We start from the raw sequence: 14,149 nt of genomic DNA, 5'->3' as shown, positions 1-14,149 counted from the left end.
CACATGAAATTAAAATCATTGTTAATCGCTAACGCCGTACTGCTGGGAAGCTTTGCGGTCCAGGCTCACGCGGAAGATGAAGCCGCGCTGATCAAGCAAGGTGAATATCTGTCACGTCTCGGCGACTGCATGGCATGCCATACCGTCGCGGGCAAGGCCGATTACGCCGGTGGTCTGGCGATTGAGTCGAATCTCGGCACCATCTACTCCACCAACATTACGCCGGACAAAGAGCACGGCATCGGCAATTACAGCGAGCAGCAGTTCTCTGATGCCGTGCGTAAAGGCGTGCTGCCGGACGGTTCACGTCTTTACCCGGCAATGCCGTACCCGGATTACGCCAAAATCAGCGATGAAGACATGCACGCGCTGTATGTTTACTTCATGAAGGGCGTGAAGCCGAGCAGCGAGCAGCCGGAAGAGACCAAACTGAGCTTCCCGTTCAGTCAGCGCTGGGGTATGCGTTTCTGGAACTGGGCATTCACTTCTGATAAGCCGTTCCAGCCGATTGGCGGCGCGTCGGAAGAAGTGAATCGTGGTGCATACATCGTAGAAAGCCTGGGGCACTGTGGCTCGTGCCATACGCCACGCGGTCTCGGCATGAACGAGAAAGCGCTGGACAGCGGTGACGACAAATTCCTCGCTGGTGGTAGCCTGAACAATTGGGATGTGCCATCGCTGCGTGGCTTACCGCGCTGGAGTGAGCAGGAGATCGTCGATTACCTGCAAACCGGTCGTAACGACAAAGCCGCAGTGGGCGGAGAGATGAAGTCAGTGATTGAGCACTCCAGCTCGCACATGACGGATGCCGATCTGAAAGCCATAGCGTCTTATCTGAAGTTCATCGGTGGCAATCCACCGCTGCAGGCGTACAACGTGCAGAAGCAGCAGGCCACGGAAGCCAAACTGACCGCAGCGAAAAACCTGACGGAAGGTGAGCGTCTGTACATCGATAACTGCGGTGCCTGTCACTTCGTGACCGGTAAAGGCGCGCCAGGTATCTTCCCGGAGCTGGATCAGGCCACCATTGTGAATGCCAACGATCCTACCGGCTTGATCCACACCATTCTCGCCGGTGCGCAGCAGCCATCGACCGAGAAGGCGCCGTCAACCCTCGCGATGCCGGGCTTTGGCAAGCGTTTGACGGATGATGAAGTGGCGCAACTGGCGACCTTTATCCGTCAGGGCTGGAGTAACAATGCCCCAGCCGTGACCAAAGATCAGGTCGCGGATGTGCGCAAGACGTTGAAAGCAGAGTAAATCGGGTGCGGCCTTCGGGCCGCACTCTCTTCAATGAAAAGTCCGCACCACTTCTAACACGCCATTAATCACAAACTGTACGCCCATACACACCAGCAAAAAGCCCATCAATCGCGAAATGGCTTCAATTCCGCCTTTACCCACCAGCTTCATGATGGCACCCGAACTGCGCAGCGAAATCCACAAAATCACGGCGACCGATAAGAACGTCAGCACCGGCGCGACGTTCACTACCCAGTCAGGAAAATCGACGCCCGATTTCACCGTGGAGGCCGAACTGATGATCATCGCGATGGTGCCCGGACCCGCCGTGCTGGGCATCGCCAGCGGCACAAACGCAATATTCACCGATTCACGATTTGCATCCGTGGCGTCGATTTCATCCTGTTTATGCCGGGCTTCGACGGAATGGCCGACCGGTTTCGCCGGAAACAACATGCGAAAACCGATAAAGGCGACGATCAATCCACCCGCCATACGCAGTCCAGGAATCGAGATGCCAAAGGTGTGCAACACCGCATTCCCGGCGTACCACGCCACCATCATAATCAGGAACACGTAGATCGAGGCCTGCATCGCCTGACGATTGCGTTCCTGGAAATTCATGTCTCCCGCCAGTCCGAGAAACAGCGCCACCGTGGTCAGCGGATTGGCCAGCGGCAACAGCACCACCAATCCCAGCCCGATGGCTTTAAACAGTTCCAGCATGATTTTCCCCGAGTTCCAATGGCAGCGCGACACACCGTCAAGGTGCGTCGCGGCACGATTTAGCGCGCGTGTGCAAAATGCATCAATGTTTTGGCGTTTCTAACGCTTCCAGCAACTCCGGGAAGAAATCTTCCAGCAGTTCGGGCGTCATCAGCTCAGGATAGCTTATCAGGTGCTCGCGAATACGTTCATTGACGTCGGGCAGCAAACGCTCAGCGGCTTGGTTGGCGGTGATTTTCTTCTGCTTCATTAAGCGCAGTACGTCATCCGGCAGGTTGTCCTCATCCTCGACTTCGTCCACGCCTTCCAGATCGTCCAGCTCATCCAGCATATCCATTAAGGCTTCGATCTGCGGAGTGCGAGACTGGTATTCAGACGGGTTTTCGTTTTCCAGATAGCGCAGCAGGGCGCGCACTGGCGAACCATCGGGTTCTGCGGGAGGCTCGCTGGCAAACCAGTTCAGGAGATCGTGCTGCGTCACCTGATGGACGTGATAGCCGTTATCCACCAGCTCATCGGCGAGGATGTCGGCAGTATCGTGCTCAATCAGGCAAATGTGGGTGCGATTAGGCGTGAACTGCTCCAGCCACTGGTAGATCTCTTCAATCACACTGTCATCGTAGCTGAAGTTTTGGCTGAGATAGCTGTCATCCTGCTGGTGAACGTTGATGTGAATCAGGTCGGGATCGAAGTAAATCGCAATATTGATGCCTTTCATGCGCGCTGTCCTGTGTGGTGCAAAATCTCACTATAGCGTCAGGCAGCGCAGATGAACATGACAACGCCAGCAGCACAGGCTACTGGCGGTAAAAATTAACGCAAATCAGCACGATCCAGCCCGTAAGCGCTATCGAGTGCACCCGGTGCCATCTGTGACAAAATCATCAGGCGGTTCCAGGTGTTGATGGCAGCGATCTTAAAGGTCAGCTCACTGATTTCGCTTTCAGAGAAATGTTCACGCACTTCACCGTACAGCGCTTCATCCACGCCGTGTTCACCAATGCGTGTCAGGGCTTCGGTCAGGGCAAAAGCCACTTTCTCGCGAGCGCTGAACAGTGGAGATTCACGCCAGATAGAAACGTGATGCAGACGCAGTTCGCGCTCGCCGTCGATTTTCGCCTGCTTCACATGCATGTCGAGGCAGAAGGCACAGTGATTCAACTGCGAAGCACGGATATCGATCAAGTGTTTCAGTGATTTCTCCAGCGCGGTATTCGCCACGGTGTTAGAAAAATCAGACATGGATTTGGCCAGTGCTGGCGCGGTTTTAAAATGGTTAACGCGTGAAGTCATGATGTTTTCCTCATTCAAAATAAGCGGTCAATAGCTTGCAGAGCCTGGGGTAATGCGGTGTCGCGGCTAACGGGATCGTGCGTACCGTCCACGCGGATAAATTCCACATCGGTGATGCCGATGTATTCCAGTGCCACGCGGATGTAAGGGGTGAACTGGTCATCCTGCACAAACGGGCCGTGGGCAAACACACTGCCGCTGGCGACCACGCTGTACACCTTTTTGCCGTTCACCAGACCGACTTTGGTCCCTTCCGGTGTAAACGCGAAGGTGCGTCCGGCGCGAGTGATATGATCGAACCAGGCTTTCAGCACCGACGGCAAACCGAGGTTCCACATCGGCGACGAGATAACCAGGGTGTCGCAGGCGAACAGCTGATCCACCATGTTTTCCGAAGTCTGAATGGCGGTACGCTGTGCATCGTTACGATCCTCCGGGCGGGTAAAGAACGCGCCAATGGTGAAGGCATCCAGGTGCGGCAACGGATGTTGCGCCAGATCCAGTACCGTCTCTTCGAGATCGCTATGCTGGGCGCGAAGCTTCTCCACCAAACGCGCCGAGGCGTGACGTGAGGCCGATCCGGCCAGATCCGGGCTGACCTGAATATGCAGCAGTTTCATGAATTTTCTCCCTCAGCGAGATCGCGATAAAAATGCAGTCCCAACGCGTGGTAACCGACGCGTTGATAAAATTGTTGTGCCCGTTGATTGCTCAGCGCGGTGTCGAGCACGATGCGGCCACAGCCTTGTTCCAGTGCATGCTGCGCTAGACCGTGCAGTAGTGCGGCCCCCAAACCCTGGCTGCGCGTGTTGGTGCAGGTCACCAAATCATCGATGTAGCAAAAACGGCCATGAATAAAGTTTTCCAGCAGGCGATAGCCCGCCAGCGCCACCGGTTGACCATCCTGTTCGATACCCGCCAGTTGGTAGCCCTGTAATTGCTGACGCTGTGCCTGTGCCACAAACGCAGCTTCATCCTTCAGTTTGAAACGCAGTTCGCGCATCAATACATAGCAGCAGGCCAGCTCCGTGGGCGTTTGGTAATGAACAATCTTCATAGCAGCCTGCAAGCGGTTGTCGGGTTGATGGGGACATCTTAAACTTCTATGTCGAAGGGAAAAGGGTCAATATAGGAGAAAACAGGTAGGACATGGTTATGCTGCTGAGTCATACGCTCACTCTCCAGAGCGCATTCATGTGCTCCTCATCGTGATGAAGGAAGACAGATGGGTTACAAAGAAATCTACGCTCGCTATCGCCTGCAGATCCTGGAAGGGCGCTTAAAGCCAGGCGACCGGGTGCCGGCGATCCGCGTGTTAGCCAGTGAGCTGCAAGTCGCGCGCAAAACTGTGGAGGCCGCCTACGAAATCCTCATTGGAGAGGGGTACTTTGTCAGCCAGGGCGCGAAGGGCACGCGCGTGAACCCCGCACTGAATCTCGGTGAAGCCACCCTGGTCACCACGGCGCCACCTTCCACACCGCTCGAACATCCGGTGATTGAAAGCAAAGGCGAGCTGCGGCTGGGTATTCCGGCACTGGATGAGTTCCCGCACAAGAAGTGGCTGCTGACCTCCGGAAAGGCGGCGCGAACGTTGCGGCCCGATGAAATGATCATGCCCGCCATTATGGGCTACCAGCCATTGCGTGAGGCGATTGCCAGCTATCTCAATATTTCGCGCGGGCTTAACTGCCAGTTGGAGCAGATTTTTATCACCACCGGTTATCGTGCCAACCTGCGCCTCATCCTGGCCGTGCTGGCCCATCCTCACGACAAAGTCCTGTTTGAAGACCCGGGCTATTTCTTTGGGCAGAAACTGTTAAAGCGCATCGCACCGAATCTGCACTATGTGCCGGTGGATCGTGAAGGTCTCGACGTGGATTTCCTCCAGCGTTATCACTCAGACGCACGCTTTGCGGTGGTCACGCCAACCCATCAGAGCCCGCTTGCGGTGACGTTATCACTACCCCGTAAGCATCAATTGCTGGAGTGGGCGCAGCAGAACAGCAGCTGGATCATTGAGGATGATTACGACGGCGAGTTTCACTACACGCGCAAAGTGATCCCGGCGCTAAAAAGCCTTGATGTGCACGATCGGGTGATCTATACCGGCACTTTCAGCAAAACCATGATGCCCGCGATGCGCGTGGGTTATCTGGTGATGCCGCAACAGACCATTGAACGCTTCCGCGAGCTGGGTGAAATCCTCGAAACCGGTATGCCGTTGTTACCGCAGAAAATCCTCGCACAGTTCCTCAGTGAAGGGCACTTCTATCGTCATATCAAGAAGATGCGGATTCTCTACCAGCAGCGCCGCCGCATGATGCTGGATGCGCTACAGCACTGTTTTCCGCAGCTGTTTGACTTTGAACTCACTGATGGCGGCATGCATATCGTGGCCTTCCTGCAGCGAGGTATTCAGGATGTGGCGCTGGCGGAGATTTGGCAGCGTCATCAGCTGCGCGTGTTGCCGCTTTCAGGCTGGTATACGCAAACCCAGAAACGCTACGGACTGGTGATCGGCTACACCAATATTCGATCGTTTGAGCAGGCAGTGAATGTGCTGGAGAGAGTGGTAGAAGAAACTAAAGGGTTGATGAGCTGACGGATTAATGGCCCGTGGCGGCGCAATTTATTGCGCCCCCCATCAATACTAAATAAGACGCGAGGGACAGCTCGCGTCTTATTCATAGTCACTTCACCCACTATCATTCTGGATGCAGTACGGCGGCTATTGAGAGACGCCCGATGCACTTACTCAGTAAGCGATGCGGGGGAACGAAAGCCGCCAGCGCACCTGCAACCCGAAAGATGATGGGAATTACATGCCGATATATTTCTTGCCTTGTTTAAGCACCACGTCACAGGCCTTGGTCTTCAGTTTCTCACCCATCGGCGAGTTGCTCAGACTCTGCAGATTTAGCTGCTGACCGTTGCCGGTGTTCAGCAAGCCTTGCAGACCCTGCTGATAATCGGTTTTCTGCTCTTGTGCGGCAGGGCTACTCAGGCCAAGCTTGCTCAGTACCTGATCTTTCACCGATGCCACATTGTTATCCACCACGTTGTGCTGCACGCAGTAGGACATGACGCCTGCGGCGTTGGTCATGCTGTTGGAGCTGACCGCTTTGTCACCGCCATTCAGTAAACCGCTCAGCGAAGAGAGCGACAGACCGCCGTTCTGCGTGCTGCTGGTGGTGGTAGAACCGCTGTTTTGCTGAGACAGCTGCGATGCCGCGCTGCTCAGCTGATCCTGCCAACTCGCTGCCGACGCACTGCCTGCCGCCATTGCTGCCGCGATACCCAATCCCAAAATGATGCGTTGCGCTGCTTTGTTCATCTCAACCTCTTTGTTTTATACATCTGACGTTGTCAGTTTTGGTTAAGAGAGGCGTAAGCACGGAAAGTTCCGAAGTAGAGGGAGTTTGGGAATGTTCTGGAATTTGTACAGGAAAGCGCCGAAAGGGCGCTCAAGCTGCCGCGTTTGCGCCACATAAATGGCGAAGTGCTGGTTTTTTCAACGCTTAGCGCACAGCGCTGTCGATTAGTGTTGCGCACTCTGCGCGTAACGGTATAATCGCCAACGTTTTCCGCATCCTCTTCAGTGCCGAAGTGGCGAAATCGGTAGACGCAGTTGATTCAAAATCAACCGTAGAGATACATGTCGGTTCGAGTCCGACCTTCGGCACCATAACTAGCTTAAAGTTATGATTTAACTCGGGAAACTCTCACGCCCTCCTAATTATCGCGCTTACTCTCTTACAAAGAGGTAGCACGAGGCGATGTCTCAATCAACAAACCTGTATCGCAGAAGCAGCGGCATTTATGTTGTTCGCATCAGTATTCCGCTCCGTTTTCGTAGATACGCTGGTCAGTGTGAGATTCACACATCAACAGGTTCTTATCATCTCTCAGATGCAAAGCTGTTGGCTGTCTGGCATCAGGTTCTCATCGAGTATGAACAATTGGACGCTCTGACCTTAAATGCAGCCGCACCGCTCACGGCAGGAGTGGGGATGATTTCTTTGGCAGCTTTGTCACATGCCATTGAACTCTCAAGCAGCCATGTAATTCAAAACATCATTGATCGTAACATCCCTATTTTTTGGTTTGCCGCAAAAAAGAAAGGTTTTTTATCAATGATATAAAAGAAGTTGAGACTGATTCTTCTGATGGGACTTTTATCCTCAACAGTGTTTTCAGTTGGGTATTGAAGGCATGGCTAACCTCAAAAGCAATGTAGAAGCCCGCCAAAAAGCGGCAGAGAGCTTCGCACAAGGGATGTGCTCACTCACCTACCAGATTTAGTAGAAAATGATTAGGAATATTCCTGGTTCGACATGTTTGGGGTTTAATAGCTTGGTTACCAAAAAGACCTACTAACTGGTCACATCAAAATTAATCTCATGGAAGCGGAAAATGAAGAAAACTCTTTTGGTTATTGCTACAGCTATGACTCTGGCAGGGTGCGCCACTTCAACAGACAAACCGGTTGAGGTTGTTAACGCAGATCGCGCTGGTGGCGTTGTTACCGTCGGCTATGTGAACTCAGAGAACCTACCTCTGATGGATGATGGAAGTAAAGCACGTTGGGGTGAAGCCGTTGGTATTGCGACCCGTGTATGTAGTAAGTGGGGATATGAAAGTGCAGAAGAACTCACACCTCATGCTCGGACTGAAGGGCAGCGTAACGGCTTCGGACAGCTTCTGAATGGCAGCGTGACAAAGCAATATCAATGCTTGGGCGGCAACGTCAAATAATGACTGCGACAAGCCGTGCTTCAATCTGCTTAACTGGGGCATGGCTTAAAAGAAATTAACGCACAACGTTGAAGTTCTTATTTTGAACACCTGAGCATCAAGACTCTTTGTTTCTCGCAAGTTCTTCAAACCAATCTTCTAAATCAAGCTTAACGCTTATGAGGTTTTGCTTTTCAACCAATCGCATGAAATCGTCAGATCTCCCCCACCAATCATTGATATTCAAAATCTCGCTTCCCAACGTCAGATAGTAACCATCCGGAACTTTTTGTCCTATGTTCACGGCGGAAAGCACAGCTACAGCCAAAAGGCCAAAGATGATGCGGTCTGACAAACGCACTTTACCAATGCTTGCAACTATGGTTGTGTTTTGATTTCGATTAGTGGCATCCGGTATCAACTCAAATCCTTCTGGCAACTCGTCTCCATGTCCGTGAGTGCATCTGTGTATACCGTAAATCACATCAGCAATGTCAGGCCTATCAGTGAGTTTTTGATTTTCATAAATTTGTGCGGGCCAGAATGTCTCTTCCAGATTGATGTTCGGCATCCCCATTGGTCCAAAGATGGCGTAATGCTCTCTGAGTGTTCGCGTAAACCGAAGCCGATGTTTGCGCATTTCGGGGTGTAGCTTTCCAGATGTTCCATCAAAAGCGTTACATGCGTGTAAGACCGCACCATCCAGATCGCCTCTGTCGAATTCATCTAATGCTTTTGTCACTGAATATCCAACGCTTCCCATATCAAGTCACCCCAATCTACGATTTTGAACCTACCTCACTGAAAGGAAGCTGCAATGACTTCCCCTGTATCGGCATTAAATATGCAAAAATATCTTAGAGGTCAAACGCAACTAAAGTTATGAGTGAAAACACGGTAAACAGCGTGCTGAGTACGATGGGATATGACACGAAAACTGAGGTCTACGGGCATGGGTTTAGACGATGGCGCGTGGTGCGTTAGGTGAATCAGGGCTGTGGAACGATGATGCGATTGAACGTCAGTTGAGCCATACAAAGCGTAATAATGTACGTGCGGCTTATAATTCATACTTCTGAGCATTTGGATGAACGTAGGTCAATGGTGCAGTGGTAGGCTGATTATTTAATGTATAACTCCGAGAAACATATTACGTCATTCGAGTTTGCGAAACTGATTAGTTCAAAAAGAAACAGGGTCTAAAGACCCTGCTAAATTATTTTGTCCAAACTTTACGATAACCTGGAGAATCAGATTCTGGAGGGTAAGTTGGTTGTGCTATTTGAATTGTCATTGGAATGGGAAAATCAACTCCTACAAGTGCAACTTCCCCTTGTTTTAAGCTTGGTAAAAATGAAGCAGCAGATTTATCTATTTCACCACATGCTCTCTCTACAACATCTCGATCTCTGTCATTCGTTAATCTGTGTACTAGTAAAGTGCCAATTTGGCTTAAAACACCTTCAGTTATATCTCTGGGTCTTTGAGTTGTTAAGCAAATATTGAGTCCGTACTTTCTTCCTTCCTTAGCGATCATTTCAAAGGCATCAAGTTTAACAGAATGGTCTTCTGAGCCTACCCTTTTCCCTAGGAAGTTATGGGCCTCATCGACTATTACTAGTAGTGGTTTTTTCCTAAACTCTTCAAGCCTTGCCAGAGTTAGAAGTTTTCTCCCAATAACATTTGCTAATATTTCCCTTGCGAAAAATTCATAGCTAACATCACTCATACATAAACGAAGAACTCTTTTATTTGAGCTTAAAAAGCCTTGCATTATGTCGCCAAGTTTTGCTACGCCCTCATCGCCATGAAATACAGCTTTTAGTGAACTGGCATATGTCACTGCTTGTATTCGTGTTAATAAAGAGGAGCAATAGCTTAGGTCTTGAGTTGCTGCGGCACCCCACGACTCATCTCCATTATCAAAGCAACACTCTTGCACTATCTGAGGTATTAATTTTGTAACATCAAACGGTTGAGATGGATTGTCAACTAATTTTGAGTTGTCACCAGTATTCATTGATCGACGGTAATCAGTTTTAGGTTGCTTGATTTTTCTTAAAATTCCATTGGTAGCTATAGTCGAGTCAATAGATACTAATCGGAGGCTCTTAATCGCTTCTTTCAGTTTCGGCCCTTGAACTTTTCCAGAAGGGTCAAATATGGCAATAAAATCTGATTCCATAAAATCTGTTGGAGGGATTCTGAATTCAAGCGAGCCGTTAGCTTTATTAATTGGCAAACCTAAATGATAATGGGAACAATACTCGGAGTTAAATGATCTATACTCACTTGTTGCATCAAGAATAATAGTCTTTGAATTATTGTGGGTTGCACATTCCTCTAAAATTTTTGCGGTTGTCCAACTTTTCCCTCCGCCTGTAGCTCCCAGTATTGCGCAGTGTCGACCAAAAAGTTTGTCTGGCTCAACGGTGACAATACTTGTTGATCCTCCAGATATATTACCTAAAACGATTCCTATTCTGTTTTCACTACTATCATCTATACTTCGGTTTATTAACTCAGGTATTAATGAAATAAAGTCTAATGGTGCAGAATATACCCTGTCCCCTAACCGAGGATAGGCTTTAATTCCAGAATCAACACGGAAACTTGACGCATCAATCGTACCAAGAAGCTGTATTGTACCTATAGCATCAACTTTTTTATTGCCCTGTGATTCCCCTGAGACTTCACCACGTTCCCGTTCTGGCAATCTGACCTCAATCAACCGGCCTAAAACTATAGATTGTTGCCCTTCGATTAATAAGATCTCACCAACTTCCCCTTTTCCATAACGGTTCCCTTCAATATAGGTTCCACTTACTTCACCAGCATAGACAAGGTTAACTCTTACCATTTGTGCAAAAATTGAAGAAATAACGCCAACTTTTAAATAGTTTCTTAAAATGCCATTTTTTAATATTGAGTTGCACATTTTAATTATTAACTCCTACTTGTTTGATAGCTTTTGCTAACTGTTCCGCAGGTGTCAGGGCTCTAAGGTTGGGGATTAAATTTACAAAGTCTTTGAATGAGGCATTTAAAAAATGTATATCATAACCTGATAGTGATAATTCTTTAAGTAATGACCAGTATTTACTGGAGCCGTTCTTACCATTATTATTTATGTGAGTGGTACATTTGAAATCAACCACAATTAATCTCATGCTTGGATTGGATTTTATTGCTGAGTAAATAGGTTCTGAAAGGTGGTCATCATTAAATCCAAATCCTGAAATGACAAGGCAATTATTCTTTTTGCGAAGGGAGTCGAGAAGTCTTGAAAGCAACTCAAGGTGAGGTTGAATAAATGCTTGTTGATATTTCCCTTTTGCAGGGTATATCAAGCAAGCATTTGTTGCTGACGGGGTATTATTTTCATATATTTGACCATCTTTCCGTACCCAGCTAACAGAACCATGTAGTTTAAATAGGTTAAATACTCCTTCAACGAATTCATGTTCATTCTCATCTCTGTGAACAACGTCATAGTTGAAATATTTACCATCGAATCTTCTGATGCCAGTATATGAAAGTCCGTCTACAACCATCATTCCCAATTCTGAGGCGGCAGTCTCAAAAGTTAAGTCATAATTAGTTGTAAATACTTTTAATCTTGGATCCCTAACCCTTCTCCTGCCCATTTTTTGGAGTAAATTTACATAAGAAGAAATGTCACTGGTTCCATCTTCCAAAAATGATCGACATTTATTTAATATGACTGTTTTAACTTGATTTAAAAAATCTAGAACTTCATCGTCTTCGTGAAATGCTAGGAATGCCTCGCAATTTGAGAGGAAATGCTCAATATTAGGATATTCAATATCTGTATATTTAACTTTTTCGCATACGCTTAAACCAATTTTTTTAAGTTTCCTTTCCTCATTTTCTATTGGATCTTCCAACATGGCACATTCCCAAAGGTCCCACATACTAGGGCCACCAACATCACCAAGAGAGGTACCACTTCCTGCGAAAAATGATAGGTTTGGGAATTGTAAAGATCGAAGTAAAAAGTCATTTATATAGGCCTGATTTTCTTTTAAAACTTTTTTTTCTATGTCAGATAATGGTAGCGCTAGCAGGGGAGATGCGCCTGCGTCCTGTATAATTTTGTTCGCTTGAATGTCACGCCAATAAATATACGATTCTTCGCTTAGAGCTTTCCAATTGTTACTGCCGGGTTTTAAATATGAAATGTATCCATCCGGAGTATTAGTCATAGTCAGGATCCCTTGAGATATAGTGGTTTAGTGCTCATAAATCTACTACATAGGACGGGCTAATAAAAAGCCATCCTAGATATTTGTTTATGTAGGCATTGCGCGCAATTCTATTCCCGCCACGCCTACCCGCTTTATGCATCGCTTTTCATGCAGATGCATGACGCGGACCGGACCGCGCCTGGTATGGCCTGAACGGGTGAAAGCGGTGCATGTTTTTTCATGCAAATGCATGCGCGCTATGTATGCATCACTATTTACAAAGCGGCTGGGCAGAAAAATGGCTACAGAAAGACAAAGCGAAGACACACAAAAGCCGCTGGCCGGGCAGCGGCAGTGAGGGGATTGCCCTTTTTTACCCCTTACATCACACACTTGTTTGAGCACCTTGAGCCGTTGTCAGAATCGCTGCGCTAAATTTCTGGCTACCTGATGCAGACATTACGCGCCACGCTCTCTGTGCCGGAGGCCAGCACGCGGCCATTAAAGAGATAAAGAGCAATCACGCTGACATCGCCTGCTTGCCAATGCGGGAAGACATACTTTTGCACGTCCTCGTCGCGGCTTTTGTCACCCAGGCCACGGCTGTGTTGCGTGACGGTGATTTTCAGCAGGTTGTGGTTGAACTCGCCGTTAAACCACACCGCACGATGAATCGGGGTGGCAGGTGCGATAAGTTGCCCATCCATAAAACGAGAAAGCGTGCCGAGATAGGTTAAATGTCCCTCACTGAAGCCATCGTGATAGCTGCGGTAAATCCCCTGCGTCAGCACCCATTCACGCTCACTTTTGATGTCATAAAACGCCAGTGGAAACCGGCACTGGGACTGCTGCGCGCTGGTGGCCAGCCAGCGCCCGATCACGCCGCTAAACGCCAGCACAAAGCCGCCGACAAACAGCCAGAGCCACGGGGATTTAATTGAGGCGAAAATAGAAGGACTCGCACGCATTTTTCGCCTCCTCAAAGGGTTGTTGGCAGGCAATCACGCCCTGATGTTGCGGATTGTTGGCGGAGCTGAGCGTGACATACAGCACTTTTGCTGCGGGTTTGTCCGGGTTCGCATCCAGCACATAACGGCGATAGGTGCGCAGTGTGGTTTCAATCAATGCGTGCTGCGTATGATGTCCTTTCGGCACCCAGACGCTGCTGCCATCCGGAATCGCCGGGCCATGCCAGCTGACAAAATCGATCGGTTTTGGTGTGAGCAGAAAGAAGTGTTGTACCAACAATGCCACCAGATACCCGGCGGTGATACCGGCGGCGATGATGCCTGTTACGCGTCGCCAGGTCAGCGTGCCATGAGCAGGCGGCGTCAGGGGCATCGCCACTGGCACGGAGTGATCGACGGCTGGTGGGACATTAATGATTAAGCGGTAACCGCTGCGCGTGACGGCCAGCAGGTTAATCTGCTGCTCAAGCTCCAACGACATGAATGCACGGCGTAACTTGTTAATCATCACGCGTACGCTGTTATCGGTTGCGGCATAACCGTCACGGCGCCAGCCAATCTCCATCAACTGTTCATGCGTCAGCACTTCGCCTTGCGCCTCCGCGAGTGCATACAGGCAGCGCGCGGCGCTGGCGGGCAACGTCACGGACATATTATCCAGCGTCCGGCTTAGTATACGAGTACGTCTGTCTAATCTGGCTGCCTGTCCAAGTAGGATTGTGTTGGGCATAAAGAAGTTGTCTATCAATTAGGGTAAAGAGCGGGTCGGTTGTTAATGTTATTTTTGCGGTCACCGTTCCCATTTTTCAGCTAAAGAGTGCCAGATTTTCAGCACTTTCCTGCGATTATTTTCCTGAAAAATGTTGAAAAGCCCCTTAATCATTAATGTTTTTTATGATAGGTAAACCGCTAAAATTATGTGGTTATTTTTTATCGATAATTAACAATGCTAATAACCGCTACTCGTAAGTTGTTAAC

Annotated in this window: 15 protein-coding genes, 1 tRNA gene and 1 pseudogene; 6 read left to right on the top strand and 11 right to left on the bottom strand. The window is 49.1% G+C overall.

The features are described 5' to 3' along the window. The first annotated feature begins 3 nt into the window (after nucleotides 1–3). Nucleotides 4–1,260 (top strand): c-type cytochrome, encoded by a 1,257-nt coding sequence (locus ACCW76_RS04850; RefSeq protein ID WP_038649336.1) that lies wholly within the window; start codon nucleotides 4–6, stop codon nucleotides 1,258–1,260. 30 nt (nucleotides 1,261–1,290) lie between these two features. Here the strand turns inward: ACCW76_RS04850 and ACCW76_RS04845 are convergent, their stop codons facing one another. From ACCW76_RS04845 to ACCW76_RS04825, 5 genes are all read right to left on the bottom strand, one after another. Beyond that, complete coding sequence (locus ACCW76_RS04845) at nucleotides 1,291–1,968, bottom strand: MarC family NAAT transporter (RefSeq protein WP_045815910.1); 678 nt, start codon at nucleotides 1,966–1,968, stop codon at nucleotides 1,291–1,293. An 82-nt stretch (nucleotides 1,969–2,050) separates the two neighbouring features. Beyond that, a complete protein-coding gene (locus ACCW76_RS04840) occupies nucleotides 2,051–2,686 on the bottom strand; it encodes a hypothetical protein (protein ID WP_045832991.1) in 636 nt (211 codons plus the stop codon). 95 nt (nucleotides 2,687–2,781) lie between these two features. Then, a complete protein-coding gene (locus ACCW76_RS04835) occupies nucleotides 2,782–3,261 on the bottom strand; it encodes a carboxymuconolactone decarboxylase family protein (RefSeq protein WP_038649331.1) in 480 nt (159 codons plus the stop codon). A gap of 14 nt (nucleotides 3,262–3,275) precedes the next feature. Beyond that, nucleotides 3,276–3,881 (bottom strand): FMN-dependent NADH-azoreductase, encoded by a 606-nt coding sequence (locus ACCW76_RS04830; RefSeq protein ID WP_436337924.1) that lies wholly within the window; start codon nucleotides 3,879–3,881, stop codon nucleotides 3,276–3,278. Continuing rightward, complete coding sequence (locus ACCW76_RS04825; protein WP_436337923.1) at nucleotides 3,878–4,318, bottom strand: GNAT family N-acetyltransferase; 441 nt, start codon at nucleotides 4,316–4,318, stop codon at nucleotides 3,878–3,880. The genes ACCW76_RS04830 and ACCW76_RS04825 overlap by 4 nt, the downstream gene beginning before the upstream one ends. Nucleotides 4,319–4,486: 168 nt before the next feature. Here ACCW76_RS04825 and ACCW76_RS04820 point away from each other — a divergent pair, with 168 nt between their 5' ends. Continuing rightward, entirely contained in the window at nucleotides 4,487–5,863 is a 1,377-nt protein-coding gene (locus ACCW76_RS04820; RefSeq protein WP_436337922.1) for a PLP-dependent aminotransferase family protein, read from the top strand. Between the two features lie 216 nt (nucleotides 5,864–6,079). On the opposite strand, the gene ACCW76_RS04815 is transcribed toward ACCW76_RS04820, so the two are convergent. After that, nucleotides 6,080–6,595 (bottom strand): DUF2501 domain-containing protein, encoded by a 516-nt coding sequence (locus tag ACCW76_RS04815; protein ID WP_038649319.1) that lies wholly within the window; start codon nucleotides 6,593–6,595, stop codon nucleotides 6,080–6,082. 266 nt (nucleotides 6,596–6,861) lie between these two features. On the opposite strand from ACCW76_RS04815, the gene ACCW76_RS04810 reads away from it, so the two are divergent. The 3 genes from ACCW76_RS04810 (at nucleotide 6,862) to yecR (ending at nucleotide 8,016) form a co-directional block, all read left to right on the top strand. Further along, nucleotides 6,862–6,946: transfer RNA gene (locus ACCW76_RS04810), tRNA-Leu, on the top strand. A 91-nt stretch (nucleotides 6,947–7,037) separates the two neighbouring features. Continuing rightward, entirely contained in the window at nucleotides 7,038–7,403 is a 366-nt protein-coding gene (locus tag ACCW76_RS04805) for a hypothetical protein (protein ID WP_436337921.1), read from the top strand. 271 nt (nucleotides 7,404–7,674) lie between these two features. Continuing rightward, nucleotides 7,675–8,016, top strand: a complete 342-nt coding sequence (gene yecR, locus ACCW76_RS04800) for a YecR family lipoprotein (protein WP_436337920.1) — start codon at nucleotides 7,675–7,677, stop codon at nucleotides 8,014–8,016. Between the two features lie 97 nt (nucleotides 8,017–8,113). Here yecR and ACCW76_RS04795 read toward each other — a convergent pair whose 3' ends face one another. After that, nucleotides 8,114–8,737 (bottom strand): hypothetical protein, encoded by a 624-nt coding sequence (locus tag ACCW76_RS04795; protein WP_436337919.1) that lies wholly within the window; start codon nucleotides 8,735–8,737, stop codon nucleotides 8,114–8,116. Nucleotides 8,738–8,862: 125 nt separating this feature from the next. Here ACCW76_RS04795 and ACCW76_RS04790 point away from each other — a divergent pair. After that, nucleotides 8,863–9,198 (top strand): annotated as a pseudogene (locus ACCW76_RS04790) (tyrosine-type recombinase/integrase); the annotation flags it as partial. Between the two features lie 13 nt (nucleotides 9,199–9,211). On the opposite strand, the gene ACCW76_RS04785 reads toward ACCW76_RS04790, so the two are convergent. From ACCW76_RS04785 to ACCW76_RS04770, 4 genes are all read right to left on the bottom strand, one after another. Further along, nucleotides 9,212–10,933 carry an ATP-binding protein gene (locus ACCW76_RS04785; protein WP_436337918.1) on the bottom strand — a complete coding sequence of 574 codons (1,722 nt, stop codon included), beginning with the start codon at nucleotides 10,931–10,933 and terminating at the stop codon, nucleotides 9,212–9,214. A gap of 1 nt (nucleotide 10,934) precedes the next feature. After that, complete coding sequence (locus ACCW76_RS04780; protein ID WP_436337917.1) at nucleotides 10,935–12,221, bottom strand: SIR2 family protein; 1,287 nt, start codon at nucleotides 12,219–12,221, stop codon at nucleotides 10,935–10,937. 425 nt (nucleotides 12,222–12,646) lie between these two features. Beyond that, nucleotides 12,647–13,171 carry a hypothetical protein gene (locus tag ACCW76_RS04775; protein WP_038649317.1) on the bottom strand — a complete coding sequence of 175 codons (525 nt, stop codon included), beginning with the start codon at nucleotides 13,169–13,171 and terminating at the stop codon, nucleotides 12,647–12,649. Continuing rightward, nucleotides 13,137–13,823 carry a winged helix-turn-helix domain-containing protein gene (locus tag ACCW76_RS04770; protein WP_436337916.1) on the bottom strand — a complete coding sequence of 229 codons (687 nt, stop codon included), beginning with the start codon at nucleotides 13,821–13,823 and terminating at the stop codon, nucleotides 13,137–13,139. Before ACCW76_RS04770 ends, ACCW76_RS04775 begins: the two co-directional genes overlap by 35 nt. Between the last annotated feature and the right edge of the window lie 326 nt (nucleotides 13,824–14,149).

It is taken from the genome of Pantoea sp. C8B4 (assembly GCF_051336905.1).
Taxonomy (GTDB): Bacteria; Pseudomonadota; Gammaproteobacteria; order Enterobacterales; family Enterobacteriaceae; genus Pantoea; species Pantoea rwandensis_B.
The sequence above is the reverse complement of the archived record's forward strand: the minus strand, read 5'-3'. Positions and strand labels throughout refer to the sequence as shown.

Coding starts and splice junctions, on each gene's coding strand:
- ACCW76_RS04850 (WP_038649336.1), top strand. CDS start 4: ATGAAATTAAAATCATTGTTAATCGCTAACGCCGTACTGCTGGGAAGC.
- ACCW76_RS04845 (WP_045815910.1), bottom strand. CDS start 1,968: ATGCTGGAACTGTTTAAAGCCATCGGGCTGGGATTGGTGGTGCTGTTG.
- ACCW76_RS04840 (WP_045832991.1), bottom strand. CDS start 2,686: ATGAAAGGCATCAATATTGCGATTTACTTCGATCCCGACCTGATTCAC.
- ACCW76_RS04835 (WP_038649331.1), bottom strand. CDS start 3,261: ATGACTTCACGCGTTAACCATTTTAAAACCGCGCCAGCACTGGCCAAA.
- ACCW76_RS04830 (WP_436337924.1), bottom strand. CDS start 3,881: ATGAAACTGCTGCATATTCAGGTCAGCCCGGATCTGGCCGGATCGGCC.
- ACCW76_RS04825 (WP_436337923.1), bottom strand. CDS start 4,318: ATGAAGATTGTTCATTACCAAACGCCCACGGAGCTGGCCTGCTGCTAT.
- ACCW76_RS04820 (WP_436337922.1), top strand. CDS start 4,487: ATGGGTTACAAAGAAATCTACGCTCGCTATCGCCTGCAGATCCTGGAA.
- ACCW76_RS04815 (WP_038649319.1), bottom strand. CDS start 6,595: ATGAACAAAGCAGCGCAACGCATCATTTTGGGATTGGGTATCGCGGCA.
- ACCW76_RS04805 (WP_436337921.1), top strand. CDS start 7,038: ATGTCTCAATCAACAAACCTGTATCGCAGAAGCAGCGGCATTTATGTT.
- yecR (WP_436337920.1), top strand. CDS start 7,675: ATGAAGAAAACTCTTTTGGTTATTGCTACAGCTATGACTCTGGCAGGG.
- ACCW76_RS04785 (WP_436337918.1), bottom strand. CDS start 10,933: ATGTGCAACTCAATATTAAAAAATGGCATTTTAAGAAACTATTTAAAA.
- ACCW76_RS04780 (WP_436337917.1), bottom strand. CDS start 12,221: ATGACTAATACTCCGGATGGATACATTTCATATTTAAAACCCGGCAGT.
- ACCW76_RS04775 (WP_038649317.1), bottom strand. CDS start 13,171: ATGCGTGCGAGTCCTTCTATTTTCGCCTCAATTAAATCCCCGTGGCTC.
- ACCW76_RS04770 (WP_436337916.1), bottom strand. CDS start 13,823: ATGTCCGTGACGTTGCCCGCCAGCGCCGCGCGCTGCCTGTATGCACTC.